This is a genomic window from Luteibacter pinisoli (assembly GCF_006385595.1).
Classification (GTDB): Bacteria; Pseudomonadota; Gammaproteobacteria; order Xanthomonadales; family Rhodanobacteraceae; genus Luteibacter; species Luteibacter pinisoli.
Genome location: NZ_CP041046.1, coordinates 3,022,230 through 3,047,265, shown reverse-complemented (window position 1 = coordinate 3,047,265; position 25,036 = coordinate 3,022,230). Strand labels below are relative to the sequence as shown.

The 25,036-nt window shown below is 65.6% G+C and carries 24 protein-coding genes and 8 tRNA genes; 27 read left to right on the top strand and 5 right to left on the bottom strand.

Annotation, left to right across the window (positions count from 1 at the left end):
• The first annotated feature begins 41 nt into the window (after positions 1 to 41).
• From eno to truD, 6 genes are read left to right on the top strand one after another with little or no spacing between them, the layout of a single operon-like run.
• The gene (eno, locus tag FIV34_RS13845; protein WP_139983707.1) at positions 42 to 1,340 is read left to right on the top strand and encodes a phosphopyruvate hydratase; all 1,299 of its coding nucleotides are present in this window, start codon (positions 42 to 44) and stop codon (positions 1,338 to 1,340) included.
• Between the two features lie 24 nt (positions 1,341 to 1,364).
• Positions 1,365 to 1,694, top strand: a complete 330-nt coding sequence (ftsB, locus tag FIV34_RS13840) for a cell division protein FtsB (protein WP_139985952.1) — start codon at positions 1,365 to 1,367, stop codon at positions 1,692 to 1,694.
• On the top strand, positions 1,694 to 2,383 hold the full coding sequence (gene ispD / locus FIV34_RS13835) for a 2-C-methyl-D-erythritol 4-phosphate cytidylyltransferase (protein WP_139983705.1): 690 nt from the start codon (positions 1,694 to 1,696) through the stop codon (positions 2,381 to 2,383). Before ftsB ends, ispD begins: the two co-directional genes overlap by 1 nt.
• Positions 2,380 to 2,856 (top strand): 2-C-methyl-D-erythritol 2,4-cyclodiphosphate synthase, encoded by a 477-nt coding sequence (gene ispF / locus FIV34_RS13830; protein ID WP_139983702.1) that lies wholly within the window; start codon positions 2,380 to 2,382, stop codon positions 2,854 to 2,856. Before ispD ends, ispF begins: the two co-directional genes overlap by 4 nt.
• The gene (mgtE, locus tag FIV34_RS13825) at positions 2,853 to 4,280 is read left to right on the top strand and encodes a magnesium transporter (protein ID WP_139983700.1); all 1,428 of its coding nucleotides are present in this window, start codon (positions 2,853 to 2,855) and stop codon (positions 4,278 to 4,280) included. The genes ispF and mgtE overlap by 4 nt, the downstream gene beginning before the upstream one ends.
• A gap of 12 nt (positions 4,281 to 4,292) precedes the next feature.
• Complete coding sequence (gene truD, locus FIV34_RS13820; RefSeq protein ID WP_139983698.1) at positions 4,293 to 5,309, top strand: tRNA pseudouridine(13) synthase TruD; 1,017 nt, start codon at positions 4,293 to 4,295, stop codon at positions 5,307 to 5,309.
• 1 nt (position 5,310) lies between these two features.
• Here the strand turns inward: truD and FIV34_RS13815 are convergent, their stop codons facing one another.
• A complete protein-coding gene (locus FIV34_RS13815) occupies positions 5,311 to 5,853 on the bottom strand; it encodes a Smr/MutS family protein (protein WP_139985950.1) in 543 nt (180 codons plus the stop codon).
• Positions 5,854 to 5,968: 115 nt separating this feature from the next.
• On the opposite strand from FIV34_RS13815, the gene surE reads away from it, so the two are divergent.
• The 4 genes from surE to FIV34_RS13795 are packed head-to-tail and all read left to right on the top strand — an operon-like array spanning position 5,969 to position 9,111.
• Complete coding sequence (gene surE / locus FIV34_RS13810; protein ID WP_139983695.1) at positions 5,969 to 6,751, top strand: 5'/3'-nucleotidase SurE; 783 nt, start codon at positions 5,969 to 5,971, stop codon at positions 6,749 to 6,751.
• Positions 6,752 to 6,800: 49 nt separating this feature from the next.
• Positions 6,801 to 7,436 (top strand): protein-L-isoaspartate(D-aspartate) O-methyltransferase, encoded by a 636-nt coding sequence (locus tag FIV34_RS13805; protein WP_139985948.1) that lies wholly within the window; start codon positions 6,801 to 6,803, stop codon positions 7,434 to 7,436.
• Between the two features lie 29 nt (positions 7,437 to 7,465).
• A complete protein-coding gene (locus tag FIV34_RS13800; protein WP_139983693.1) occupies positions 7,466 to 8,074 on the top strand; it encodes a YqaA family protein in 609 nt (202 codons plus the stop codon).
• Positions 8,075 to 8,097: 23 nt separating this feature from the next.
• Positions 8,098 to 9,111 (top strand): peptidoglycan DD-metalloendopeptidase family protein, encoded by a 1,014-nt coding sequence (locus FIV34_RS13795; RefSeq protein ID WP_139983691.1) that lies wholly within the window; start codon positions 8,098 to 8,100, stop codon positions 9,109 to 9,111.
• Between the two features lie 3 nt (positions 9,112 to 9,114).
• Here FIV34_RS13795 and panE read toward each other — a convergent pair whose 3' ends face one another.
• The 3 genes from panE to yhbY are packed head-to-tail and all read right to left on the bottom strand — an operon-like array spanning position 9,115 to position 10,739.
• Complete coding sequence (gene panE, locus FIV34_RS13790; RefSeq protein WP_139983689.1) at positions 9,115 to 10,050, bottom strand: 2-dehydropantoate 2-reductase; 936 nt, start codon at positions 10,048 to 10,050, stop codon at positions 9,115 to 9,117.
• A gap of 6 nt (positions 10,051 to 10,056) precedes the next feature.
• On the bottom strand, positions 10,057 to 10,437 hold the full coding sequence (locus tag FIV34_RS13785) for an Mth938-like domain-containing protein (RefSeq protein ID WP_139983687.1): 381 nt from the start codon (positions 10,435 to 10,437) through the stop codon (positions 10,057 to 10,059).
• A gap of 5 nt (positions 10,438 to 10,442) precedes the next feature.
• A complete protein-coding gene (gene yhbY, locus FIV34_RS13780; RefSeq protein ID WP_139983685.1) occupies positions 10,443 to 10,739 on the bottom strand; it encodes a ribosome assembly RNA-binding protein YhbY in 297 nt (98 codons plus the stop codon).
• An 87-nt stretch (positions 10,740 to 10,826) separates the two neighbouring features.
• On the opposite strand from yhbY, the gene rlmE reads away from it, so the two are divergent.
• The 9 genes from rlmE (at position 10,827) to FIV34_RS13735 (ending at position 16,056) form a co-directional block, all read left to right on the top strand.
• Complete coding sequence (gene rlmE, locus FIV34_RS13775) at positions 10,827 to 11,477, top strand: 23S rRNA (uridine(2552)-2'-O)-methyltransferase RlmE (RefSeq protein WP_139983683.1); 651 nt, start codon at positions 10,827 to 10,829, stop codon at positions 11,475 to 11,477.
• Complete coding sequence (gene ftsH / locus FIV34_RS13770; protein WP_211352634.1) at positions 11,474 to 13,405, top strand: ATP-dependent zinc metalloprotease FtsH; 1,932 nt, start codon at positions 11,474 to 11,476, stop codon at positions 13,403 to 13,405. The genes rlmE and ftsH overlap by 4 nt, the downstream gene beginning before the upstream one ends.
• Positions 13,406 to 13,601: 196 nt before the next feature.
• Positions 13,602 to 13,678: transfer RNA gene (locus FIV34_RS13765), tRNA-Arg, on the top strand.
• Positions 13,679 to 13,814: 136 nt separating this feature from the next.
• Positions 13,815 to 13,891: transfer RNA gene (locus FIV34_RS13760), tRNA-Pro, on the top strand.
• A gap of 23 nt (positions 13,892 to 13,914) precedes the next feature.
• A tRNA-Arg gene (locus FIV34_RS13755) sits at positions 13,915 to 13,991 on the top strand.
• Between the two features lie 13 nt (positions 13,992 to 14,004).
• Positions 14,005 to 14,081: transfer RNA gene (locus FIV34_RS13750), tRNA-His, on the top strand.
• A gap of 29 nt (positions 14,082 to 14,110) precedes the next feature.
• Positions 14,111 to 14,186, top strand: a tRNA-Lys gene (locus FIV34_RS13745).
• An 89-nt stretch (positions 14,187 to 14,275) separates the two neighbouring features.
• Entirely contained in the window at positions 14,276 to 15,925 is a 1,650-nt protein-coding gene (locus FIV34_RS13740; protein ID WP_139983681.1) for a phosphoethanolamine transferase, read from the top strand.
• Between the two features lie 46 nt (positions 15,926 to 15,971).
• Positions 15,972 to 16,056, top strand: a tRNA-Leu gene (locus FIV34_RS13735).
• Between the two features lie 53 nt (positions 16,057 to 16,109).
• Here the strand turns inward: FIV34_RS13735 and FIV34_RS13730 are convergent.
• Complete coding sequence (locus tag FIV34_RS13730) at positions 16,110 to 17,498, bottom strand: MFS transporter (protein ID WP_246058622.1); 1,389 nt, start codon at positions 17,496 to 17,498, stop codon at positions 16,110 to 16,112.
• Between the two features lie 91 nt (positions 17,499 to 17,589).
• On the opposite strand from FIV34_RS13730, the gene soxR reads away from it, so the two are divergent.
• The 8 genes from soxR to FIV34_RS13690 all read left to right on the top strand — a co-directional run bounded on the left by soxR (position 17,590) and on the right by FIV34_RS13690 (position 25,031).
• Positions 17,590 to 18,024 (top strand): redox-sensitive transcriptional activator SoxR, encoded by a 435-nt coding sequence (gene soxR, locus FIV34_RS13725; protein ID WP_139983679.1) that lies wholly within the window; start codon positions 17,590 to 17,592, stop codon positions 18,022 to 18,024.
• A gap of 175 nt (positions 18,025 to 18,199) precedes the next feature.
• Positions 18,200 to 19,492 carry a trigger factor gene (gene tig, locus FIV34_RS13720; protein ID WP_139983677.1) on the top strand — a complete coding sequence of 431 codons (1,293 nt, stop codon included), beginning with the start codon at positions 18,200 to 18,202 and terminating at the stop codon, positions 19,490 to 19,492.
• A gap of 55 nt (positions 19,493 to 19,547) precedes the next feature.
• A complete protein-coding gene (clpP, locus tag FIV34_RS13715; RefSeq protein ID WP_425462922.1) occupies positions 19,548 to 20,174 on the top strand; it encodes an ATP-dependent Clp endopeptidase proteolytic subunit ClpP in 627 nt (208 codons plus the stop codon).
• A 103-nt stretch (positions 20,175 to 20,277) separates the two neighbouring features.
• Positions 20,278 to 21,567 (top strand): ATP-dependent Clp protease ATP-binding subunit ClpX, encoded by a 1,290-nt coding sequence (clpX, locus tag FIV34_RS13710; RefSeq protein WP_139983673.1) that lies wholly within the window; start codon positions 20,278 to 20,280, stop codon positions 21,565 to 21,567.
• A gap of 170 nt (positions 21,568 to 21,737) precedes the next feature.
• Positions 21,738 to 24,248, top strand: coding sequence for an endopeptidase La (gene lon / locus FIV34_RS13705; protein ID WP_139983671.1), 2,511 nt, complete (start codon positions 21,738 to 21,740; stop codon positions 24,246 to 24,248).
• Positions 24,249 to 24,582: 334 nt separating this feature from the next.
• Positions 24,583 to 24,855, top strand: coding sequence for an HU family DNA-binding protein (locus FIV34_RS13700; protein WP_139983669.1), 273 nt, complete (start codon positions 24,583 to 24,585; stop codon positions 24,853 to 24,855).
• A 15-nt stretch (positions 24,856 to 24,870) separates the two neighbouring features.
• Positions 24,871 to 24,945, top strand: a tRNA-Val gene (locus FIV34_RS13695).
• Between the two features lie 9 nt (positions 24,946 to 24,954).
• Positions 24,955 to 25,031: transfer RNA gene (locus tag FIV34_RS13690), tRNA-Asp, on the top strand.
• The last annotated feature ends 5 nt before the right edge of the window (positions 25,032 to 25,036 follow it).

Here is a 25,036-nt window from a genome sequence, read left to right as displayed (position 1 = left end):
CGGTACCGTGCTCCGTCATTCCAACTCGTAACGGGAAGCGCATGACCACTTCGATCACCAAGATCCACGCCCGCGAAATCCTCGACTCGCGCGGTAACCCCACCCTCGAAGCCGAAGTCACCCTGGCCGACGGTTCGTTCGGCCGCGCGGCCGTGCCCAGCGGCGCGTCTACCGGCGTCCGCGAAGCCGTGGAGCTGCGCGACGGCGACAAGAGCCGCTACGGCGGCAAGGGCGTGACCAAGGCCGTCGGCAACGTCAACACCACCATCGCCAAGGCGCTGGCCGGTTACGACGCCGCGGACCAGAAGGGCCTGGATGCCAAGCTGATCGCCCTCGACGGGACGGACAACAAGAGCAACCTCGGTGCCAACGCGCTGCTGGCCGTGTCGATGGCTGCTGCGCATGCCGTCGCCGCCTCGAAGAAGCAGCCGCTGTGGCAGTACCTGATGGTGGACGGTGGTGGCTCGCTGCCGGTGCCGATGATGAACATCATCAACGGTGGCGCGCATGCCGATAACAACGTCGACGTGCAGGAATTCATGGTGCTGCCGGTCGGCGCACCCACCTTCGCCGAAGCGCTGCGCCACGGCGCGGAAATCTTCCACGCGCTGAAGTCGGTGCTGAAGGGCCGCGGCCTCAATACCTCGGTGGGCGACGAGGGCGGCTTCGCGCCGAACCTGAAGTCGAACGTCGAAGCGCTGGACACGATCCTGGAAGCGGTCAACAAGGCCGGCTTCAAGGTCGGCAGCGACATCCTGCTCGGCCTCGACGTCGCCAGCTCGGAGTTCTTCAAGAACGGCAAGTACGACCTCGAAGGCGAAGGCAAGGTCTTCACCCCGGAACAGTGGGTGGACACGCTGGCCTCGTGGGCGAAGCAGTACCCGATCGTCACCATCGAAGACGGCATGGCCGAAGGCGACTGGGACGGCTGGGCGCACCTGACCAAGGTCGTGGACGGCGCGATCCAGCTGGTCGGCGACGATCTGTTCGTCACCAACCCGAAGATCTTCCAGGAAGGCATCGACAAGAAGATTGCCAACGCCATCCTGATCAAGGTCAACCAGATCGGCACGCTGTCCGAAACGCTCGAAGCCATCGCCATGGCCGACCGCGCGAAGTACGCCGCCATCGTGTCGCACCGCTCGGGCGAAACCGAAGACACCACGATTTCGGACATCGCCGTGGCGACCACCGCGACCCAGATCAAGACCGGTTCGCTGTGCCGTACCGACCGCGTGGCCAAGTACAACCAGCTGCTGCGGATCGAGGAAGCGCTGGGCGCGAAGGCGAAGTACGCCGGCCGCCACGCGTTCCCGAACCTGACCAAGCTGCCGGGCTAACGGGGCACCGTGAGCAACGCGGCAATCCTGCGCTGGGTCGGCCTGATCCTCGTCGTCATCCTCATCGCGCTGCAGCTGAAGCTGTGGGTCGGCGGTGGGGGGATGGCCGAGGTGGATTCACTGCGGGCGGCGGTCAAGACCCAGACCGAGGAAAACGCCACGTTGCAAAAGCGCAACGAAGCCCTCGCGGCTGACGTGGAAGACCTGAAGCATGGCGAGCAGGCCACCGAGGCCCGTGCTCGCCAGGAACTGGGCCTGATCAAGCAGGGTGAGACGTTCTACCAGGTGGTGGAGCCGGGGGCCGCGACCAGCGCGCCGCCGACCCCGCCGCCCGTGACCGCTGGCGACCAGTAATGGACGCCCTCTGGTGCGTGATTCCGGCGGCCGGCAAGGGCGTCCGGGCCGGTGGTGACCGGCCCAAGCAATACCAGCACGTGGCCGGAAGGCCACTGCTGGACCACACACTGGAGCGCCTTGCGGCACATCCGCTGATCGCCGGCCTGATGGTGGTGATCGCCGCGGATGACCTGCATTTCGCCGCCGTGGATCACGTGCACGGCAAGCCGTTGCTCACCACGGTGGGCGGCAGCGAACGCAGCCATTCCGTGCTGGCCGGCCTCGACGCGTTGCCATCCTCCGTGGCCGACGACGCCCTGGTGCTGGTGCACGATGCGGCGCGGCCGTGCGTGCGTGCCGACGACATCACCCGTCTCGTGACGCTGGCCGGGCAGGGTGCGGGTGGCCTCCTGGGCGCACCGCTGCGCGATACGCTCAAACGCGCGGATGGCGAGGGCCACAGCGCCGGTACGGAACCGCGCGAGGGCCGCTGGCGCGCCTTTACCCCACAGATGTTTCGCCGCGCCGAACTGGCGCGTGCACTTCGCCTTGCCGCCGATGCCGGTATCGTGGTCAGCGACGAGGCCATGGCGATGGAGCGCGCAGGCGCCACACCGTTGCTGGTCGAAGGATCGGAAGACAATATCAAGGTGACCACGCCGGCGGACTTCGCGCTGGCGGAGTTCCTGCTCGGGAGAACAAGATGATCCGCATCGGACAGGGATTCGACGTGCATGCCTTCGGCGAAGGCGACCACGTGATGCTCGGCGGCGTCCGCGTGCCGCACAAGCAGGGCGTGCTGGCGCATTCCGATGGCGACGTGGTCCTCCATGCCCTGTGCGATGCCTTGCTCGGCGCGCTGGCGCTGGGTGACATCGGCAAGCATTTCCCGCCCTCGGACGACAAGTGGCGCGGCGCGGATAGCCGTACCTTCGTGCGCGCCGTGCGCGAACTGGTGCGCGAGCGCGGCTACGTGCTCGGCAATGCCGACATGACCGTGATCTGCGAGGCGCCCAAGGTGCTGCCGCACGCCGAGGCCATGCGCGCGAACATCGCCGAGGATCTCGGCGTGGACGTCGATCGCATCAGCATCAAGGCCACCACCACGGAAACCCTCGGGTTCACCGGTCGCCGCGAAGGCATCGCCGCGCTGGCGAGCGTGCTGGTCCAGCCCGCGTGAGCGAACTCGACGCCCGCACGTCGACACCACGCCTGCAGGATCGCCTGGAGGCGGTCAATGACCTGCTGCGCCGGCGCGAGGCGCTGGTGGCGCTGGCGGCGACGACGCCCGCCGGCGATGCCGACGCACTGGAGGCGGTCGACGCGGCGTTGCAGGCCAGGCTCGACGACATCCATCCGGCAGACCTGGCCGACGTGCTGGAATCCCTGCCGCTGGCCGATCGCCTTGCCGTGTGGCAGCGCGTGCGCAGCGACCGCGATGGCGAAATCCTGCTCGAGGTGTCGGATTCCGTCCGCGAATCGCTGATCGCGGACATGGACGACCGCGAGATCCTCGCTGCCGTCGAACCGCTCGATGCAGACGAACTCGCCGACCTGGTCGACGACCTGCCCACCGAGGTGCTGCCGGAACTGATGGCCAGCCTCGACGCGCAGGAGCGCGAGCGCGTCCAGGCCGCCATGTCCTACGACGACGACAAGGTCGGCGCGTTGATGGACTTCGACATGGTCACCATCCGCGAAGACATCAGTCTCGAGGTGGTGCTGCGTTACCTGCGCCGCTTCGACGAGCTGCCGGCGCAGACGGACAAGCTGTTCGTCGTCAACGCCGACCATGTGCTCACCGGCGTGCTGCCGCTGCACTGGCTGCTGGTGAATTCGCCGGACAAGATGGTGCATCAGATCATGGCGCCGGACGTGAACACGTTTCGCCCCGAAGATGACGCCTATGACGTGGCCCAGGCCTTCGAGCGCTACGACCTGGTGACGGCGCCGGTGGTTGACGCCCACATGCGCCTGATCGGCCGCATCGCCGTGGACGCCATGATCGACCTGATCCGCGAAGAGGGCGAGGCGGAAGCGCTGTCGCGCGGTGGCCTGCGCGAAGAGGAGGACATCTTCGCCTCGGTGTGGAAGTCCGTGCGCAATCGCTGGGCCTGGCTGGCGACCAACCTGGTCACCGCCTTCATCGCCTCGCGCGTCATCGGCCTGTTCGAGCACTCGATCGAGCGCCTGGTGGCGTTGGCCGCGCTGATGCCCATCGTCGCCGGTATCGGCGGTAACTCGGGCAACCAGACCATCACCATGATCGTCCGCGCCATGGCGCTGGAGCAGGTGAGCGTGGCGCAAGCGGGTCGCCTGTGGCGCAAGGAGCTGTGCGTCGCGCTGATCAACGGCCTCGTCTGGGGTGGCGTGATTGGCGTCGTCGCCTGGCTGCTCTACGACAGCATCTCGCTGGGCATGGTGATGACGGCGGCGATGACGCTGAACCTCTTGCTGGCCGCCTTCATGGGCGTGGGGATTCCCATGCTGATGACGAAACTCGGCCGCGACCCTGCGCTGGGCTCCAGCGTGCTGATCACGGCCATGACCGACAGCGGCGGCTTTTTTATCTTCCTTGGCCTGGCCACGTTGTTCCTGATGTAAAGGCGTTACCCCATGAGTGAGTACGAACTGCCCTTCGCCTTCGGCGCCCCGCCGCTGCGCGCACGCCTGCGAGCCCAGCCTGAGGATTTCTTCGTGGAAGAGATCCTCGGTTACGAGCCCGATGGCGCGGGCGAGCACGCGTTCGTGCTGGTGGAAAAGCGTGGCCAGAACACCGACTGGGTGGCCCGTGAAGTCGCGAAGTTCGCCGGCATCGCGCCGATGAACGTGGGCTACGCAGGCATGAAGGACCGCCACGCGGTCACCCGTCAGGTCTTCACCGTGCAGCTGCCCGGCAAGGCGGACCCGGACTGGGCGGCGTTTCCGCACGCGGACGTGACGCTCACGGCGCTGGGGCGGCATTCGCGCAAGATCAAGCGCGGCGCCTTGCGCGGTAATCGTTTCGTGCTGGTGCTGCGCGACGTCGAAGGCGAGCGTGCGGAAGCCGAGGGTCGCCTGGCGGCGATCGCGGCGCGCGGCGTGCCCAATTATTTCGGCGAGCAGCGCTTCGGTCTCGGTGGCAACAACGTCGAGCAGGCCCGCGCCATGTTCAAGGGCCGGCGCGTGGATCGCGACAAGCGCTCCATCCTGCTCTCCGCGGCGCGCTCGCACATCTTCAATGGCGTCCTGGCCGAACGCGTGGCGTCCGGCACGTGGGATTCGGCGATGGACGGCGAGATCTGGGGCCTGGACGGCTCGCGCTCGTGGTTCGGCCCGGAGGCCTTCAACGACACGCTCGCCGAGCGCCTGGGCCGGTTCGACATCCACCCGACCGGTCCGCTGTGGGGCAGTGGCGACACGCCCGCGGGTGGCGAGGTCGCTGCGCTCGAGAACCGCATCGCCGAACGGGATGGCGACCTGGCCGCCGGCCTTATTGGCGCGCGGATGGATCAGGAGCGCCGGGCGCTTCGTCTCAAACCGGCTGATTTCGCCTGGCGCTGGCTCGACGACGGTGCGTTGGAAGTGACGTTCTCGCTACCGGCCGGCGCGTACGCCACCACGGTCGTCCGCGAGATCGCGGTGACGGGGTAAGTCAGCCCTTCAGCAGCACGATGACCGCACCGGTGCCGCCCTGCATGGGGCGGGCCGAGGCGAAGGCGACCACGTCGTCGCGTCGCCGCAGCAAGCGGTCGGTCAGTCCCTTCAGCACCGGGCCGGCGGCCTTCGAGCGCAGGCCCTTGCCGTGGATGATCCGCACGCAACGGATGCCGTCGCGCCGGCATTCGGCCAGGAAGTCCGCAATGGTGAGCTGGGCGGCTGCCGCGTTCATCTGGTGCAGGTCGACCTCGGCCTGGATGCTGAACTGGCCACGCTTGAGCTGTTTCAACAGTTTGGGCGGGTAGCCGTCGCGCAGATACGATAATTCTTCGCCCACTTCCAGTTCGGCGGGGTCGTAATCGAACAGTAACGAGTCCGCCGGCACAGCCGCCTCGTCCGCGTCGCGCATGAACGGCACGGGCTCGGGGCGCGGGCGCTCTGGCGCCGTTTCTGCCACGACCACGGGGCGAACGTCGCCGATCGCCTCGCGAAACAGGCGGCTGTCGTCGTCATGCACCGCGGGGCTGCGTCGCTTCATGGCGTTCATCCTAGCCGGTTCCGGTGAATCCCGCGTCCCGCTCCGGTAGACTTGGGCAGTCGCGCGATCCCTCCACAGATGGGGTCGCCAGCCCGGTTTTTCGATCTGGATCAGCATGCAAGTTCTGGTTAGCAACGACGACGGCGTAGAGGCTCCGGGTATCCGGGTCCTGGCCGAGCGTCTTGCCGGTTTTGGCACGGTGACGGTGGTCGCACCCGACCGTGACCGTTCCGGCGCGAGCAACTCGCTCACCCTTGATGCGCCCATCCGCGTGCATCGCCTGGATGACGGCCGTTACCGTGTCGCCGGCACGCCGACGGACTGCGTGCACCTGGCGCTGTCGGGCCTGCTGGACCACGAGATCGACATCGTCGTTTCGGGCATCAACAACTGCGCCAACCTTGGCGACGACGTGATTTATTCGGGCACCGTCTCGGCCGCGATGGAAGGGCGCTTCCTCGGCCTGCCCGCCATCGCCGTGTCCCTGGTGACGAAGGAAGGCTCCGGCCACCACTTCGAGTCCGCCGCCAACGCGGTGCTGATGCTGGTGCGCCGCCTCGTGGTCGACCCGCTGCCCGCCGACACCATCCTCAACGTGAACGTGCCCGACCTGCCGTGGGATGAGATCCGTGGCTTCGAGGTCACCCGCCTGGGCAAGCGCCACCGCTCGGCGCCGGCCATCCGCAGCGAGGACCCGCGTGGCCGCACGATGTGGTGGATCGGCCCGCCGGGAAAGATCGACGACGCCGGCCCCGGCACCGATTTCAACGCCGTCAGCCGTGGCTACGTTTCCGTTTCGCCGATCCATACCGACCTCACGCGCTTCCAGGCGCTGGAGAAGGTGAGTAGCTGGATGCTCTCGCTGTCCTCGTCGATGGATAACGAGGAGGCGGCGTAACGTGGTGAACTTGCACGCCCTGCCGCCATCCGCGTTGCGCGGCGAAGGCATGACCTCCCAGCGCGCGCGCGACCGCCTGGTGGCGAAGCTGGTCGAGGAAGGCATTCGCGACGAGCGCGTGCTCGAGGTGATCCGCCACCTGCCTCGCCATCATTTCATCGACCAGGCGCTGCACTCGCGCGCTTACGAGAACACCGCGTTACCCATCGGGCATGGGCAGACCATCTCCCAGCCGTGGATCGTGGCGCGCATGACGGAGGCGCTGATCGAGCGCGGCGTGCCCGAGCGTGTGCTCGAAATCGGCACGGGTTCGGGTTACCAGGCGGCCGTCCTGGCCGGCATCGTGCCCACCGTCTATACGGTGGAACGTATCGAGGAGCTGCTGCGCCAGGCGCGCCGCCGCTTCCGCCAGCTCGGCATCGAAAACCTGCGTTCGCGCCACGACGACGGCAAGCTCGGCTGGCCGTCCGACGCACCGTTCGACGGCATCATCCTCACCGCCGCGGGTGACCGCATTCCCGTGCAGCTGCTCGACCAGCTCAAGCCGGGCGGCGTGCTGGTTGCTCCCGTGGGCAGCCCCAGCCAGCAGGTGCTGGTACGGTTGTCCAAGGACGACAAGGGCGACGTCATCCGCGAAGAACTTGGCGCGGTCAGCTTTGTTCCGCTTCTGGGCGGCATCGGTTGATGCGCCTTCCACACAGGGGAGCCCGCTGAATGCGGCTGTTCGGATCGCTTTACGAGCGTGCCATCACCTGGGCACGCCACCGCCACGCGGTGCGCTATCTCGCAGGGCTTTCGTTCGCCGAAGCCTTTATTTTCCCGATCATGCCCGAGGTGATGCTCGCGCCGATGATGCTGGCCGAGCCGCGCAAGGCATTCCGCTTCGCGAACTGGAGCCTGCTGTTTTCGCTGCTGGGTTCGCTGGTGGGTTACGCGTTGGGCCACTACGCCTACGAGGCGCTGAAGCCGCTGCTGGCCTCCCTGCACCTGCTGTCGCACATCGAGGAAGGCGTGGGCAGCCTGCGCCAGGATATGCAGGCGCACGCGCTCGGCCTCTACATCGTCCTGGCGATGGCGGCCCTGCAGCCCGTGGTGCCCATGAAGTTCGTCACCTGGGCATCGGGCATCGTCGGCGTGCCGCTGCTGCCGTTCCTCATCTGCATGCTGATCGGTCGCGGCAAGCGGGTCTGGCTGCTGGCGATCCTCGTCCGGCTGTTCGGTGAACGGGCCGAGCAGGCGCTGCGCAAACACATTGAGTGGATAGGCTGGGCTGTTATCGTAGTGATCATCCTCCTGGCTGCCTGGTGGTTCCTGCTGCGATGAGCGCCCGAGAACGGAAACCCGCGATGCGTCCGCTTCGCCCACTGGCCTGGGCTGCGCTTACCGGCGTGGCGCTGGTCGTGGCCGCTTGCGGCAATCTCGATCCCAGCCGGCATTCCGTCGTGGTCACGCGGCCCGCGGGGTACCAGCCGGCGTCGGCCGCGCCGCATGGTGCGCCATCCACGCCGCCCCCGCCGGGTGGGTCGTACCACGTCGTGAAGGGCGACACCCTTTACAGCATCGCTTTCCGCAACAAGGTCGATTTCCGCGACCTGGCGAAGTGGAACAACGTCGACTCCTCGTACACCATCTGGCCGGGGCAGGAGCTGCGCCTGTCGCCGCCGGGCCCGGCGCCTGCACCGACGCCCCCGGCGACGCACGCTGCGCCGGTTGTCGCGGCGGTGCCCCCGCCGGCCGCTCATCCGTCCACGCCGCCTCCGCCGCCGACGGGTGCGCCGCAACCCGGGTTCCAGGCCGTGAGCGACGCCGACGTCGCGCCGGCACCGGCGACCACCACGAACACGCCGGTCGTGGTTGCTGGCAAGCCCGCCGAGTCCGTTGTCCCGCCACCGGCGCCGCCGGCTGCGGCACCGGCGACCACGCCGCCACCGGTAGAAAATCCGCCGGCGTCCACGCCGATCGTGACCAGTGGCGCCACGCGCAACGCGGGTGGCATCAGCTGGCGCTGGCCGGCCGATGGTTCGCTGATCAAGCGGTTCGCGTCAGGTGATGCGATTCCCGGTATCGAGATCGCCGGCAAGTCGGGTGACCCGGTTCGCGCGGCCGCCGATGGCGTGGTGGTGTACAGCGGCAATGGCCTGGTCGGCTATGGCGAGCTCGTCATCATCAAGCACAGCGACAGCTTCCTTTCCGCCTACGGCCACAACCGCAAGCGCCTGGTGAAGGAAGGCGAAAAGGTGAAGGGCGGCCAGGCCGTCGCCGAAATGGGTTCGTCGGGCGCGACGCGTGATGAGCTGCAGTTCCAGATCCGCCGCGACGGCAACCCGGTCGATCCGCTGCAGTACCTGCCGCCGAAGTAAGGCTCAGCCCTCTCGCGCCTTGCGGGCTTCAAAGGCCTGCAGGTGCGCCCAGGCGGTCTCGAGCATCGGTGCCCTGACACCGCGTGCATGGGCGCGAACCAGCATGTCGCCGACGATATGCGCCCCTTCAATCTTCTGGCCCGATTCCAGGTCGCGCAGCATCGACGCGGTCAGCGGCGAGCCTTCCTGGGTCAACACCTTCCACGCCATGGAGCGGGCCTGGTCCGGCACCGCCTGGTCCGACTCGCGCGCCACCGCCAGGCACTCGTTGTAGAGCTGCTCGATGAGCTGGCGGCCGTCGTCGGTGCCCACGATGTCGCCAATGCTGGCGCGGAACAGGCAGGTGGCGCCGGCGAGCGTCGTGAGGAAGGTGAACTTCGCCCACAGGTCGCGCGTGATGTCGGTCGAATGGACGTGGTCGATCTTCGCCTGGGTCAGCGCCGCGGCCAGGGCGTCGCAGCGGCCGCCGCGCGCCACGCCATCGCGCTCGCCAAAGGTGATCGAGGCGCCGTTGCCGAAATGGATGACTTCCCCATCAGGCCCTTTCCCGGCGCTGATAATGCACATGCCACCGATGACCTGCCCGGCGCCGAAGCGCGCATCCAGCAGCGGGTAGTGCGCCAGGCCATTGAGGATGGGGAGCACGGCGGTGTCCGGGCCGACCGCCGGATCGATGGCCTCGATCGCCGAGTGCAGGTCGTAGGCCTTGCAGGACAGCAATACCAGGTCGAACGCACCGGCGTCGCCAACGGTCTCCGCCCTGACGTGCTTCACGGCGAGGGTCGCGTCGCCGAAAGGGCTGCGGATCACCAGGCCCCTGGCGTCCAGCACCGCGGCGCGGGCAGGGCGGACGAGGAAGGTGACATCGATGGCGGCCTGGGCAAGCCGACCGCCGAAGTAGCCGCCGGTCCCGCCGGCGCCGAGGACCAGGATACGCATGGGCGTTTAGCCTTGCTTGGGCAGGATGAAGGCGGCCAGCACTTTCCGGCCTTCGCCGGACAGCAGGCTGTAGGTGCGCGCGGCCGAGCCGCTGGTCATCGCCTCGACGCCAATGCCCCGGCGCAGGAAGCCGGCCATGACCTCGGCGGGCGGGAACACCTGCCGTTCGCCGGTGCCGATGATGACGAGTTCGGGGTTGAGTGCAGCCATCGTCTCGACGTCGCTGAGACTCATCTGCGTCGCGTCGGTGACGGCCCAGTCTTCCACCACCTTTTCAGGGGTTACCAGCAGGCTGGTGTGGAAGTCGCGGTCGACCACCGTGACGGTGGTCGGGCCGACCCGGCGTATGAAGAGGTATTCACCGGGGCGATCGAGCGAGAGATCCATAGGGCTTACCGGGGCAGGGCGAGCTTCGGATCCTGTTCGTTGCGACGGAACAGGACCACGACGTGGCCGATTTCCTGGACGGCTTCGGCGCCGGTTTGCCCACTGAGGAAGGCAATCTGGGCCTGGCGCTCTTCCTTGTCACCGCCGGACAGCTTCACCTTCACCAGCTCGTGCTGGTCGAGGGCGTTGCCCAGTTCCTTGGCCACCGCCTCGGTGGCGCCCTTGTTGCCAAGCAGGATCACCGGGGAGAGGTCGTGCGCCAGGCTGCGGAGGTAGCGGCGCTGCGTAGGGGAGAGCGACATTGCGTTCAGGTTCGATTCGCGGGGGAGAGGGGGCAAAGGGTATCATGCACGACCCCTCTCTTCTTTATCTGGCGGATTCCCCGGCCGATGGCACGCAGTAAAAGCAGCTCCCGCTGGCTCAAGGAGCACTTCGACGATCCTTATGTAAAGCGGGCCCAGGCCGAGGGGATGCGCTCGCGCGCCGTGTTCAAGCTGGAAGAGGTGCTTGAGAAAGATCGCCTGATCAAGCCGGGCATGACCATCATCGACCTGGGCGCGGCCCCAGGCGGCTGGTCGCAGCTGGCGCGCAAGCGCCTGGGCGACTCCGGCAAGGTCATCGCCCTGGACATCCTCCCGATGGTGGGCCTGGCCGGCGTGGACTTCATGCAGGGCGATTTTCGTGAAGAAAGCGTGCTGCGCGAGCTGGAAGCCATGCTCGATGGCAAGAAGGTGGATCTTGTCCTGTCGGACATGGCCCCCAATATGTCCGGTGTGGCCCTGGCGGATCAGATTCGCGCCATGGACCTTTGCGACCTTGCCCGGCAGTTTGCGCTTGACTGGCTGACGCCAAACGGGTCGTTCCTGGTGAAGTTGTTCCAGGGGCCCGGTTTCGACGAGTATCTAAAGAGCTTGCGCGCTGACTTCAGTCGCGTGACGATGCGTAAACCGAAGGCCTCCCGTGCGCGTTCGCGAGAGGTCTATGCGCTGGCGACCGGCCTCAAGGCCGCGTCCCGGCAACCTGGCGAGAACCGCGCATGAATGAGATGGCTAAAAATCTGTTGCTCTGGCTGATCATCGCGGTGGTCTTGCTTACGGTGTTCCAGACATTCAACCCGCACAGCGGGTCGTCGCAGGACATGTCCTACACGGCCTTTGCCCAGCAGGTGGATAACGGTAACGTCGCCAGCGGCACCATCACTTCGTCGGCCCCGCCGACGATCACCGGCAAGCTCAAGGACGGCGGCAGCTATCGCACCGTGGTCCCGGTGGTGGGTCTTTCGACGAGCGACCTGGTCAAGCAGATGCGCGACAAGGGCGTCGAGCTTCGCCAGGAGCCTGCCGACAACGGCTTCTCCCTGATCGGCCTGCTGTTCAACTGGCTGCCCATCATCATCTTCGTCGCCGTGCTGATCTGGTTCATGCGCCAGATGCAGGCAGGCTCGGGTGGCCGTGGCGCCATGAGCTTCGGGCGTTCGCGCGCCAAGCTGCAGGGCGAGGACCAGGTCAAGGTCAACTTCACCGACGTGGCAGGCTGTGACGAGGCCAAGGAAGAGGTCGGCGAACTGGTCGAGTTCCTCCGCGACCCCGGCAAGTTCCAGAAGCTGGGCGGCAAGATCCCGCGCGGCGTGCTGATGGTGGGTCCGCCGGGTACCGGCAAGACGCTGCTCGCCAAGGCGATCGCCGGCGAAGCCAAAGTGCCGTTCTTCTCCATCTCCGGTTCCGACTTCGTCGAAATGTTCGTCGGCGTCGGCGCCAGCCGCGTGCGCGACATGTTCGAGCAGGCCAAGAAGCACGCGCCCTGCATCATCTTCATCGACGAAATCGATGCCGTTGGCCGCCATCGTGGCGCCGGCATGGGTGGTGGTCACGACGAGCGCGAGCAGACGCTGAACCAGCTGCTCGTCGAAATGGATGGCTTCGAGGGTACGGAAGGCATCATCGTCATCGCGGCGACCAACCGCCCCGACGTGCTGGATCCGGCGCTCCTGCGTCCGGGCCGTTTCGACCGCCAGGTCGTCGTGGGCCTGCCGGACGTCAAGGGCCGCGACCAGATCCTCAAGGTGCACATGCGCAAGGTGCCCACCGCGGCCGACGTCGACGCCATGACGATCGCGCGCGGCACGCCGGGCTTCTCCGGCGCGGACCTGGCCAACCTCGTCAACGAGGCGGCCCTGTTCGCGGCGCGCGAGAACGCGCGGGAAGTGCGCATGAGCCATATGGACCGTGCACGCGACAAGATCCTGATGGGTGCCGAGCGTCGCTCCATGGCGATGAACGACGAAGAGAAGAAGCTGACGGCGTACCACGAGGCCGGCCACGCCATCATCGGCCGCCTGGTGCCGGAGCACGACCCGGTCTACAAGGTCACCATCATTCCGCGTGGCCGCGCCCTGGGCGTCACCATGTACCTGCCGGAAGGCGATCGATACAGCATGAACAAGGTGGCGATCGAATCGCAGCTGGCCTCGCTGTACGGCGGCCGCGTCGCGGAAGAGATCATCTTCGGCGCCGACAAGATCACCACGGGTGCGTCCAACGACATCGAGCGCGCCACCAAGATGGCTCGCAACATGGCCACGAAGTGGGGCCTGTCCGACGAGCTGGGCCCGGTGATGTACGGCGAAGAGGAAGACGAGGTCTTCATCGGCCGCTCCGTGACGCAGCACAAGAGCGTCTCTAACGAGACCGCGCGCAAGATCGACGAAGTGGTGCGCACCATCCTTGATCGCGCTTACGCGCGCAGCAAGGAGCTCCTGACGTCGAATATCGACAAGCTGCACGTGATGGCCGAGACCCTGCTGCAGTACGAGACCATCGACGCGCGGCAGATCGACGACATCATGAACGGCCGTGAGCCGGGTCCGCCGGCGGACTGGCAGAAGCCGGGTTCCCCGCCGCCGCCGCCGCCGCGTGGTGACGCTGGCCCGGCGCCGGATAAGGTTGGCAAGCCGGCAACGCAGCTGTAAGAGGGAAGGGCGGCCATGGCCGCCCTTTTCTTATGTGACAACCATTTAGCCGTCCATTCGACCCAACTGTTACCGTTGCGCGAAAAAAAGTTTCAGAAAAGTGTTGACGCACACCCCGGATATCTGAATAATTCCGCTTCTCGGCACGGCGGTAACGCTTCACAGCGGTCTCCACCGGGTCTACCGTTTTAAGTGTGCGCCCGTAGCTCAGTTGGATAGAGTACCAGGCTACGAACTTGGTGGTCGGGAGTTCGAATCTCTCCGGGCGCACCATTTTTTAATCCATCGAAGCGTAAGTGGTTCGGTGGCGATAGTTGAAAGTGTGGTGTGTTCATACGGATTGACGGGCTTGGCTTTGACCCGTAGCATCTGAAAGCTTCACCAGCGGTATCGGTGTAGTTTAAGGTTTCGGGGTATAGCTCAGTCTGGTAGAGCGCCAGCTTTGGGAGCTGGATGTCGGGGGTTCGAATCCCTCTGCCCCGACCATTGGTGCTCTACGTACAGTGCCTGCGCCTGTAGCTCAACCGGATAGAGCATCGGCCTTCTAAGCCGACGGTTGCAGGTTCGATTCCTGTCGGGCGCGCCAGTTCAGGTTTATGGTGGGCGTAGCTCAGTTGGTTAGAGTCCCGGATTGTGATTCCGGATGTCGTGGGTTCGAGTCCCATCGCTCACCCCATTTAGAAGTTTTAACAATTTAAGTTTTACGGGCCGTTAGCTCAGTTGGTAGAGCAGTTGACTCTTAATCAATTGGTCGTAAGTTCGAATCTTACACGGCCCACCAATTTGAATAAGGCACTTAGAGAAATCTAAGTGCCTTTTTCTTTGCCCCGATTTCGTCCAAGGCGCCGTGATGGCCCCGGTTGGCACACTATGATCATCCAGGATTACGCGGCCGCGCGCCGCTTCAAGCGTGGCATCCCGGCCTGGTTGCTGGGCGCCCTCGTGGCCGTCTACATCCTCGCGGTGCTCAACCGCAGCCTCTGGTCGGAGTTCCATGCGGCGCTGGGCGCCTCGAAGGGAATGGCAGGGTTCTGGGTGCTGAGCGCCGCGGTCACCTGCCGCCTCATCGGCAACCTCGTGCTCACCCTTGCGCTGGTGACGTGGCCGCGCATCGGCAAGGCGCTGCTCGCCATCCTCATCCTCGTGTCGGCGGCCAGTGCGTACTACACGCAGACCTTCGGCGTGCGCCTGAATGAGGAAATCATCCAGAGCATCTTCGAGACGACGCGCGCCGAGGCCATGGGCCTGATCACGACGGACTCCGTCACGTGGATCGGCCTGTTCGGCATCCTTCCGGCCGTGCTTGTCCTGATCGCGCCGGTACGCTTCCGGCCGCTCTGGGCGAGCCTGCGCCTGCGTGCCGCCATCGTCGTGGGTGCCGCCATCCTGCTGCTGGTCCCGCCGCTGTTCGCCGGCCGGGCTTACGTGTACTTCGAGCGCAATCACCGCGGCATGTACGACGTGTACCACCCTTACGCGGCGCTCAGCGGCACGTTCCATTACCTCCAGCGCGACGTCTTCCGCAAGAAGAAGACCATGACGCCGATCGGCACGGACGCCACGCTCGCGCCCAATGCCGCCCTGGCAGCGCGCAAGCGGGTGGTGGTGCTGGTCGTCGGCGAGACGGCCCGCGCGGAGAACCAGTCCCTGCAGGGTTACGCGCGCGAGACGAATCCCGAGATGAAGCGGGCCGGGGCCATCTACTTCAGTGATGCCTGGTCGTGCGGCACCGCCACCACCGTGTCGGTGCCGTGCATGTTCTCGGATATGACGCGCGAGAAATTCGTCAAGGCCGTGGCCAAGGCGCATTGGAATGCCCTGGACGTGCTCCAGCACGCAGGCGTGGACGTGTACTGGCGCGATAACGACGAGGGCTGCAAGGACGTCTGCGCGCGCGTGCCGAACGATGACCTGACCGACGCGAAGATCGCCGGCCTGTGCGATGCCAGTGGCTGCGTCGACGAAGTGCTGGTGGCGGATCTTCCCCAGCGCCTCGCACAGATGAAATCGCCGGCGTTGCTCGTGCTGCATATCAAGGGCAGCCATGGCCCCGCGTACTTCCAGCGCTACCCGGCCGCCTTCAACGTGTTCAAGCCAGGCTGCGATACCGCGGAAGTACAGACCTGCATGTACGACCAGACCGTGGCCAGCTACGACAACACCATCCTCTACACCGACCACATCCTCGGTCGCGTCGTCGATGCGTTGAAGGCCGACCCCGAGGTCGACAGCGCGATGATGTACCTCTCCGACCATGGCGAATCGCTGGGCGAGAAGGACGTCTACCTGCACGGCGCGGATTGGGCGACGGCACCCACCCAGCAGAAGCACATCCCGATGCTGATGTGGCTCTCCCCGGGCTGGATCCGCGACAGTGGCTTGCGCCTCGACTGCATGGCCCAGCGGCGCACGCAGGCGGCAAGCCAGGACAATGTCTTCCACACCTTGCTTGGGTTCTTCGATACCCGCACCACGGTGTACAAGCCGGAGCTCGATTTGCTCTCCGGTTGCCGGGGATAACCCGGTGCTGGACCCTGACCGGGCCGGCTTCTAGAATGCAGGTTATGCGAGAGTGGCGGAATTGGTAGACGCACCAGATTTAGGTTCTGGCGGGTAACACCGTGTGGGTTCGAGTCCCACCTTTCGCACCAGAAAAAGAAAAGCCCCGGACCATCATGGCCCGGGGCTTTTTCTTTGTGCGCGATCAGCGCTGCGTTGGCGCGTTGGTCCGGCGCGCTACCGCATTCGCAAGCCAGGCCAGCGTGGCCGTGATCGCAAAGTTCGCGCCGAACGCCATGGTCTGCGACACGTTGAGCAATGCCGCAAAAAGCGATCCGCCGATGGCGAGTGTCGCGGCGACCGCGAGCGACTCGCATAGCTGCAGCGCCGACGCGTTCGTGCCTTGCTCGTGCTCGGCCGACATCGACAAGGCAAGCGTCGACACGGTGCCGTACACCATGCCGATGCCGAGCCCGGTCACCAGCCAGCCAAGCACGGCGACCGGTACGGGCACGGCGGCAAACGTCGCGAGACCCGTGACCACGGTGCCGATGGCCATCAGCCCGGTGCCGCGATTGAGCAGCGCCTGGCGGGAGATCCTTGCCAGGTGGCCCTGGTACCACGAGCCGGAGAACCAGCCGACCGCGCCCACGCTGATAGCGACGCCGGACCACATCGGTGACAGGCCGTGCTGGCGGGAGAAGGCGAGCGGAAGGAAGGCCTCGGCGCCGAAAAAGGCTGACGCGACGAGTCCGCGCAGGCCGATCACGGCCGGCAGGCCGCGGGCGGCCCGCAGGGTGCCGGGTGGCAGCAGGCGCCGGCCGCAGCTGATCAGGGCGCCCACGGCGGGAATCAGCAGTACCGCCCCTCGCCACCCGTGTTCCTGGCCGGCGAAAAATAGCGTGCAGGCGCCGATCGACGCGCCGATCGCGTTGAGCATGCGACCCGGCTGGTCGCTGACGTGCCCGGCCGGCGGATCGAGGGCGCGCAGGGCGCCGCGCACGCCAAGCGCGGCGGGCACGGCGAGCAGCGGGACGCCAAGGAACACCCAACGCCAGCCGAGGTATTCGACGATCAGGCCGCTCACCGCGGGGCCGACCAGCGCCGGCACGACCCAGGCCGCGGAAAACGAGGCAAACACCTTCGGCCGCAGGCGATCCGGATAAAGGCGGCCGACAATCACGTAAAGCGCCGGCGAGAGCAGGCCGGCGCCCAGGCCCTGGATCAGGCGCCCGGCCAGCAGCATGGGCATGGCATGGGCGAATCCGGCGACCAGCAGGCCGATGACGAACCCGGCCAGGCCGGTCCACATGGCCGGCGCCGGCCCGCGGCGATCGCTCCAGCGTCCGGAGATCACCATGCCGATGACGCTGGTCGCGAGCACCCCGCCAAAGGCCAGGGCGTAGAGGCGCAGGCCATCGAGCTCGCGGGCCACCGTCGGCATGGCCGTGGTGACCGCAAGGGCCTCGAAGGCGAGCAGCGATATCAGCGCCACCATGCCCAGGGTGGCGGCACGGTAGCGGGGAGCGAGGATGCCGTCGGCGGGGGAAGCCGTGGCATCGAGGAGCTTGGGGTCAGACATACCCACGTTCATGGTCAATCCTTGGGGGAGGGGAGTGTCGCACGCTTGCGTGGCCAGCCCGGAGACGGCAGGATCGGACCTAAACCGTGGTTGAGGTCAAGCAATGCGTGAACTGAGCGTGGGCGAGGTGGCGCGACGGTCCGGCGTGGCGGTGTCGGCGCTGCATTTCTATGAGCGGAAAGGGCTGATCCACAGCCTGCGCACCGCGGGCAACCAGCGGCGGTACGCCGGGGACGTCCTGCGCCGCATCGCCGTGATCCGGGTGGCCCAGCGGGTGGGCATTCCCCTCGACGCCGTGCGCGACGCCCTGGCAAGCCTCCCCGAGGGCCGCACGCCCAGCCCGGACGACTGGGCCGAGCTGTCTGGCCGGTGGCGCGAGGACCTCGACCAGCGCATCGCGCAGCTCACCAGCCTGCGAGACCGGCTGGGCGACTGCATCGGTTGCGGCTGCCTGTCGATATCCGCCTGTGCCCTGGCCAACCCGGGCGACGCGCTGGCCTCGCAGGGGCCCGGTGCCCGCCGCTGGATCGGCCCATAAGCCCTGTTGCGGCCGTGGGACGGCAAAACGTAGAATGGGCAGTCATTTGCGGGGTATTTCGCCAGGGCCGGCATGGCCGGGTGGGGCCAGACGCTCGCGATGTATCCCTTAGTTTTTCGGTCAAGGCGGCGGATGCTGCCATCGCGCCGCGTCGGCGGCGGTTTCAGGAGAGGTCATGCAGGTTTCGGTTGAGAATGTTGGCAAGCTCGGGCGCAAGCTCACGGTGAAGTTCCCGGCCGAGCGCCTGGAGACGCAGGTCACCGAGCGCATTGCGGAAATGGGCCGTACGGTGCGCCTCAAGGGCTTCCGTCCCGGCAAGGTGCCCACCAACGTGATCAAGCAGCGCTTTGGCGCGCAGGTCCGTGGCGAAGCCCTCTCGGAGCTCATCGGCAGCACCCTGCGTGAAGCCGTGAACCAGGAAAAGCTCCAGCCGATCGCCAACCCGTCGGTCGACACCACGGGCAATGCGGAAGACGGCGAGATCGCCTACACCGCAACGTTCGAAATCATGCCGGAATTCCCGGTCGTCGACGTGGCTGCCCTCGAGATCGCCCGGCCGAAGGCCGAGGTGAAGGACGAGGACATCGACAAGATGATCGAAACCCTCCGCACGCAGCGCCGCAGCTTCGACGACGTGTCGCGCGCGTCGAAGGAAGGCGATTTCGTGATGTTCGAATACGCCGCCGAAGCCGGCGACTACCGCTTCCCGGCCGAAGGCCTGGAGCGCGCGGGCAGCGTCATCGGCTCGGGCACCCTGTTCAAGGCCCTGGACGAGGCCCTGACCGGTCGCAGCGCCGGTGACGACCTGGTCCAGGACGTGGCCTTCCCGGAAGACTTCCGCAACCCGGAACTCGCCGGCAAGACCGCCAAGGTCACCTTCAAGATCGTGAAGGTGCAGGAGCCGAACCTCCCGGCCGTGGACGCTGACTTCATCCAGCTGTTCGGCGTGGTCGACGGCAACATCGACACCTTCCGCAAGGAAGTGCGGGCGAACCTCGAGCGCGAGCTCAAGGCCACCCTGATGGCCCGCCTGAAGTCGGAAGTGGCTGAGAAGCTGGCCGGCGCCTACCCGGACCTGGACGTGCCCGACCTGATGGCCAATGCCGAGGCGCAGAGCCTGGCGGCCGGCAACCTCCCGCGCGGCCAGCAGCCGTCGCCGGAAATGGTGGCCCAGGCCCTGCCGTTCGCGAAGAAGCGCGTCATCGCCGCCCTGCTGATGGGCGAGATCGCCCGCAAGAACGAGCTGCGCCTGGACCGCTCGCGCATGGGCGAGATGCTCACCGCCATTGCCTCTACCTATGAAGAGCCGGAAAAGGTCATTGAACTGTATAACAGTGACCCCCAACTGATGCAGGGACTGCAGAACCGCGTGATGGAAGACCAGGTGGCCGAATGGGTGGCGAACAACGCCAAATCCACCGACCAGGAACTGAGCTTCGACGAGGTTATGCGACCGATCGGCGCCTGAGGTGCCGGTCTACTGGCAACAACCGGGCCCCACACGAAGGAGAGACCCCATGTCCATGGCTCCGATCCAGAATCTCAACCTGGTGCCCATCGTCGTCGAACAGACCTCGCGCGGCGAGCGTTCGTACGATATTTACTCGCGCCTCCTGAAGGAGCGCGTGATCTTTGCGGTTGGCCCGGTCGACGACTACATGGCCAACGTGATCGTCGCGCAGCTCCTGTTCCTTGAATCGGAAAACCCGGACAAGGACATCAACCTGTACATCAACAGCCCGGGCGGCTCCGTCACCGCGGGCATGGCGATCTACGACACCATGCAGTTCGTCAAGCCGGATGTGAGCACCATGTGCATCGGCCAGGCGGCTTCCATGGGCGCGCTGCTCCTGGCGGCCGGTGCGGCGGGCAAGCGTTACTCGCTGCCGCACTCGCGGATCATGATCCACCAGCCCTGGGCTGGCGGCATCTCCGGCCAGGCCACCGACATCGAGATTCACGCCCGTGAGATTCTCACGATGCGTGAGCGCCTCAATGCCATCCTGGCCAACCACAGCGGCAAGACGGTCGAGGAAATCGCCCGTGACACCGAGCGCGACCGCTTCATGAGCGGCGCGGAAGCCCAGGCCTATGGCCTGATCGACTCGGTGCTCGACAAGCGTGCGGTCGACTCCGTTAAATCCGCTTGATTGATACTTTCGCTTGTGAAATCCAGCACTTCGCCCCGGCTTCCCGGGGCGGGGTGCTGTGCTATTCTCAAAGCGCATCTGGATTCTCAGTAGGGCCCAAAGCATGAGCGACGAGCGGCAAGGCCGTTCCAACGACGGCAAGATTCTGTACTGCTCCTTCTGCGGCAAGAGCCAGCATGAAGTGCGCAAGCTGATCGCCGGCCCCAGCGTGTTCATCTGCGACGAATGCGTTGAGCTGTGCAACGACATCATTCGCGAGGAATTGGAAGAGAAGGCGGCCTCGGGCCGTACCCAGCTTCCGAAGCCGCGCGAGATCATGGAAGCCCTCGACCAGTACGTGGTGGGCCAGACGCGCGCCAAGAAGGCGCTGTCCGTCGCCGTCTACAACCACTACAAGCGCATGGAATCGCGCCAGAAGAACGACGAAGTCGAGCTCGGCAAGTCGAACATCCTCCTGATCGGTCCGACCGGTTCGGGCAAGACGCTGCTGGCGGAAACGCTGGCCCGCCTGCTCAATGTGCCGTTCACCATCGCGGATGCGACGACGCTGACCGAAGCCGGTTACGTCGGTGAAGATGTCGAAAACATCATTCAGAAGCTTCTGCAGAAGTGCGACTACGACGTTGAAAAGGCTCAGAGCGGCATCGTCTACATCGATGAAATCGACAAGATCTCGCGCAAGAGCGAGAACCCGTCGATCACCCGCGACGTGTCCGGCGAAGGCGTCCAGCAGGCACTGCTAAAGCTGATCGAAGGCACGCTGGCTTCCGTGCCGCCGCAGGGCGGTCGCAAGCATCCGCAGCAGGAGTTCCTGCAGGTCGACACGCGCAACATCCTCTTTATCTGCGGCGGCGCGTTTGCCGGCCTGGAGAAGGTGATCCAGCAGCGTTCCGAGACCACGGGTATCGGCTTCGGCGCCGAAGTCCGCTCCAAGGAGCGCACGGAAAACGTCGGCAAGATGCTTTCGGAAGTCGAACCGGCCGATCTCGTGCGGTTTGGCCTCATTCCGGAGTTTGTCGGCCGCCTGCCGGTGGTTGCCACGCTTGACGAGCTCGACGAGGCTGCCCTGGTGCAGATCCTCACCGAGCCGAAGAATGCGGTGACCAAGCAGTTCCGCAAGCTGTTCGACATGGAAGGCGCCGAGCTGGAATTCCGCCCGGAGGCCCTGTCCGCCATCGCCCGTCGCGCGCTGAAGCGCAAGACAGGCGCACGTGGCCTGCGCACCATCCTGGAGCAGGTGCTCCTGGACACCATGTTCGAGCTGCCGTCGCTGGAGCACGTAAGCAAGGTGGTCGTGGATGACGCGGTCATCGACGGCCAGGCCGAGCCTTACCTGATCTATCGCGGCAACTTGCAGCAGCGTGTTGCGGGAGAGGGTGGCGACGCCGCCTGATCCACGCCTGCGTGACATCGAACGGCCCCGGCGCCCATAAGCGCCGGGGCCGTTTTTGTATGTAGGCCGGGGCCTTGATGCGCTCTTCGCGAACCTCCACTTGACTACCATGGTGGCTCCGGCGCAGTGTCGGGGCGAACCCCACATTCTTTGAGGGAAATCCCAGACACATGGCGAAGAATCGCAGCCAAACCACGAGCGGAGCCGCGCTGGACCCGTTGCCGGTCCTCCCCCTGCGCGATGTCGTCGTCTATCCGCACATGGTCATCCCGCTTTTCGTCGGGCGCGACAAATCCATGCGCGCGCTCGAGCAGGCGATGGAAGGTGAGCGGCAGATCCTCCTCGTTGCCCAGAAGAGCCCGGACATCGACGATCCTTCGGTGAACGACCTGCATCAGGTCGGCACGCTGGCGGGCGTCCTGCAGCTGCTCAAGCTCCCGGACGGCACCGTGAAGGTGCTGGTCGAGGGCCAGTCACGCGTCCAGATCGAATCGTTCGAGGACGACGCCGGCATGATGAGCGGCCGCGCCCGCGTCATCGAGCCGCTGTACACCGGCAGCGAGCGCGAGCTCGACGTCGTGTCGCGTTCGCTGGTGTCGTTGTTCGAGCAGCTGGTCAAGCAGAGCCGCAAGCTCCCGCCGGAAATCCTGGCGACGCTCTCCGGCATCGACGATCCGTCGCGCCTGGCTGATTCCATTGCCGCGCATCTTTCCGTGCGCATGGCCGACAAGCAGAAGGTGCTCGAGACGTCCGACGTCGGCCAGCGCCTCGAACTGCTGATCGGCCTCGTCGACGGCGAGATGGACCTGCAGCAGGTGGAAAAGCGCATCCGCGGCCGCGTCAAGTCGCAGATGGAAAAGAGCCAGCGCGAGTACTACCTCAACGAGCAGATGAAGGCCATCCAGAAGGAGCTGGGTGAAGGCGAGGACGGTACCAACGAGATCGAAGAGCTCCAGAAGAAGATCGACAACGCCGGCATGCCGAAGGCGGTGCTCGCGAAGGCGCGCCAGGAGTTCAACAAGCTCAAGCAGATGTCGCCGATGTCGGCCGAAGCCACGGTCGTGCGCAACTACCTCGACTGGGTGGTTGGCGTGCCGTGGAAGAAGCGCAGCAAGGTCCGCAAGGATCTGGCACTGGCCCAGGAAACGCTCGATGCCGATCACTTCGGCCTGGAGAAGGTCAAGGAGCGCATCCTTGAATACCTGGCGGTGCAGCAGCGCGTGAACACCATGAAGGGCCCGATCCTGTGCCTCGTCGGCCCGCCCGGCGTCGGCAAGACCTCGCTCGGCCAATCCATCGCCAAGGCCACGAACCGCAAGTTCGTTCGCATGAGCCTGGGTGGCGTGCGCGACGAAGCCGAAATCCGCGGCCATCGCCGTACCTATATCGGTTCGATGCCGGGCCGCATCGTGCAGAACCTCAACAAGGTGGGCACGAAGAATCCGCTGTTCGTGCTGGATGAGATCGACAAGATGTCGATGGACTTCCGCGGCGACCCGTCGTCCGCGCTGCTCGAGGTGCTGGATCCGGAGCAGAACAACGCGTTCAACGATCACTACCTCGAAGTGGATCTCGACCTGTCGGAAGTGATGTGGGTTGCCACGGCGAACTCGCTCAATATTCCGGGGCCGCTGCTCGACCGCATGGAGGTGATTCGCATCCCGGGTTACACCGAGGATGAGAAGCTCAACATTGCACAGAAGTACCTGCTGTCGAAGCAGCTGAAGGCGAACGGCCTGAAGGATGGCGAACTCACCATCGCGGAAGACGCGCTGCGCGACATCGTCCGTTACTACACGCGTGAGTCCGGCGTGCGTAACCTCGAGCGCGAAATCTCCAAGATCTGCCGCAAGGTGGTGAAGGAGCTCGCCCTGGGCACCGTGCCGGCCAGCGCGAAGGCCAAGGTGACCAAGGCGGCCGGGAAGGGCGCGAAGGGCAAGGCGCTCGCGCCGGGCCAGGTGCGCGTGGACGGTGCCAACCTCGACCATTACCTGGGCGTGCGTCGCTTCGACTTCGGCCGCGCCGAGCAGCAGAACGAAGTGGGCCTGGTGACCGGCCTCGCCTGGACCCAGGTGGGTGGCGACCTGCTTAGCATCGAGGCCTCCGTGGTCCCGGGCAAGGGCCGCCTGGTGCATACCGGCCAGCTGGGCGATGTCATGAAGGAATCGATCCAGGCGGCGCTCAGCGTGGTTCGTGCCCGTGCGGCCAACCTGGGTATCGAGCCGGACTTCCACGAGAAGTACGACATCCATATCCACGTGCCCGAAGGTGCCACGCCGAAGGACGGCCCGAGTGCAGGCATTGCCATGTGCACGGCGCTCGTCTCGGCACTGACCAAGGTGCCGGTACGATCCGAAGTCGCGATGACCGGCGAGATCACCCTGCGTGGTCGCGTGCTGCCCATCGGCGGCCTGAAGGAGAAGCTCCTCGCGGCGCATCGCGGTGGCATCACCACCGTGATCATTCCGGAGGAAAACCGTAAAGACCTGATCGACCTGCCGGAGAACATCACCAGCTCGCTGGATATCCATCCGGTGAAGTGGATTGATGAGGTGCTCGATCTCGCGCTTGAGCGGCCGATCGGGCCGGTGAAGGCGGGTGATGACGGCAAGGGCGTTGAGGTAACGCGCAAATCGGGCAAGGGCGGCAAGGGGAAGAACTCTCCCTCGCTCACGCATTGATTTGATGTAACGCACCGTTACTACGGAAAAAAAGGGCGCATCCCGGTGCGCCCTTTTCTTTTTCTCTGTCCTGTCATTAATGGCCCGCGATAATCGTTTTTTCGTTCCAACGCAAGCCTCCGCGAATGATGCATATGCGCTGAAAACGTTGGTATTGCTCGTGTTGCGGCGGGGGGAGGGCGCTGGTATAAAGGCCACACCGCCATCGCCCGCGCCGCAAGGGCGCCATGCATCGCGGGGTCATCGACCATGCCTCTGGCAGTTCCGTTGACCTGACGTATTTTCGTCCGGGATCGCCGTCCGGCGTTCCAAATTACCTTTAGGGAGTCACGTAATGAACAAATCCGATCTCATCGCCGCCATCGCTGAGGAAAGCTCGCTGTCGAAGATCGACGCGACCAAGGCGCTCGACGCCCTGACCAAGGTCATCAGCGAGACGCTGAAGAAGGGCGAAGACGTTGCCCTCGTCGGCTTCGGCACGTTCAAGCTGCGCAGCCGCGCCGCCCGCACGGGCCGCAACCCGCGCACCAACGAAGAGATCAAGATCCCGGCGTCGAAGGTCCCGGCCTTCACCGCTGGCAAGGCGCTCAAGGATCACGTAAACTAAACAGCTTGCCGTTGCGGGTGCTTAGCTCAGCGGTAGAGCGTCGCCTTTACACGGCGCTGGTCGGGGGTTCGATCCCCTCAGCACCCACCAACGGAAAGTGGAGTGGTAGTTCAGTCGGTTAGAATGCTGGCCTGTCACGCCGGAGGTCGCGGGTTCGAGTCCCGTCCACTCCGCCAATAGT

Coding starts and splice junctions, on each gene's coding strand:
- FIV34_RS13805 (WP_139985948.1), top strand. CDS start 6,801: ATGACCTCCCAGCGCGCGCGCGACCGCCTGGTGGCGAAGCTGGTCGAG.
- eno (WP_139983707.1), top strand. CDS start 42: ATGACCACTTCGATCACCAAGATCCACGCCCGCGAAATCCTCGACTCG.
- FIV34_RS13785 (WP_139983687.1), bottom strand. CDS start 10,437: ATGGATCTCTCGCTCGATCGCCCCGGTGAATACCTCTTCATACGCCGG.
- FIV34_RS13730 (WP_246058622.1), bottom strand. CDS start 17,498: ATGAACGTGGGTATGTCTGACCCCAAGCTCCTCGATGCCACGGCTTCC.
- soxR (WP_139983679.1), top strand. CDS start 17,590: ATGCGTGAACTGAGCGTGGGCGAGGTGGCGCGACGGTCCGGCGTGGCG.
- FIV34_RS13795 (WP_139983691.1), top strand. CDS start 8,098: ATGCGTCCGCTTCGCCCACTGGCCTGGGCTGCGCTTACCGGCGTGGCG.
- truD (WP_139983698.1), top strand. CDS start 4,293: ATGAGTGAGTACGAACTGCCCTTCGCCTTCGGCGCCCCGCCGCTGCGC.
- rlmE (WP_139983683.1), top strand. CDS start 10,827: ATGGCACGCAGTAAAAGCAGCTCCCGCTGGCTCAAGGAGCACTTCGAC.
- tig (WP_139983677.1), top strand. CDS start 18,200: ATGCAGGTTTCGGTTGAGAATGTTGGCAAGCTCGGGCGCAAGCTCACG.
- FIV34_RS13800 (WP_139983693.1), top strand. CDS start 7,466: ATGCGGCTGTTCGGATCGCTTTACGAGCGTGCCATCACCTGGGCACGC.
- surE (WP_139983695.1), top strand. CDS start 5,969: ATGCAAGTTCTGGTTAGCAACGACGACGGCGTAGAGGCTCCGGGTATC.
- ispD (WP_139983705.1), top strand. CDS start 1,694: ATGGACGCCCTCTGGTGCGTGATTCCGGCGGCCGGCAAGGGCGTCCGG.
- ftsH (WP_211352634.1), top strand. CDS start 11,474: ATGAATGAGATGGCTAAAAATCTGTTGCTCTGGCTGATCATCGCGGTG.
- clpP (WP_425462922.1), top strand. CDS start 19,548: ATGGCTCCGATCCAGAATCTCAACCTGGTGCCCATCGTCGTCGAACAG.
- panE (WP_139983689.1), bottom strand. CDS start 10,050: ATGCGTATCCTGGTCCTCGGCGCCGGCGGGACCGGCGGCTACTTCGGC.
- FIV34_RS13815 (WP_139985950.1), bottom strand. CDS start 5,853: ATGAAGCGACGCAGCCCCGCGGTGCATGACGACGACAGCCGCCTGTTT.
- yhbY (WP_139983685.1), bottom strand. CDS start 10,739: ATGTCGCTCTCCCCTACGCAGCGCCGCTACCTCCGCAGCCTGGCGCAC.
- FIV34_RS13740 (WP_139983681.1), top strand. CDS start 14,276: ATGATCATCCAGGATTACGCGGCCGCGCGCCGCTTCAAGCGTGGCATC.
- FIV34_RS13700 (WP_139983669.1), top strand. CDS start 24,583: ATGAACAAATCCGATCTCATCGCCGCCATCGCTGAGGAAAGCTCGCTG.
- lon (WP_139983671.1), top strand. CDS start 21,738: ATGGCGAAGAATCGCAGCCAAACCACGAGCGGAGCCGCGCTGGACCCG.
- clpX (WP_139983673.1), top strand. CDS start 20,278: ATGAGCGACGAGCGGCAAGGCCGTTCCAACGACGGCAAGATTCTGTAC.
- ispF (WP_139983702.1), top strand. CDS start 2,380: ATGATCCGCATCGGACAGGGATTCGACGTGCATGCCTTCGGCGAAGGC.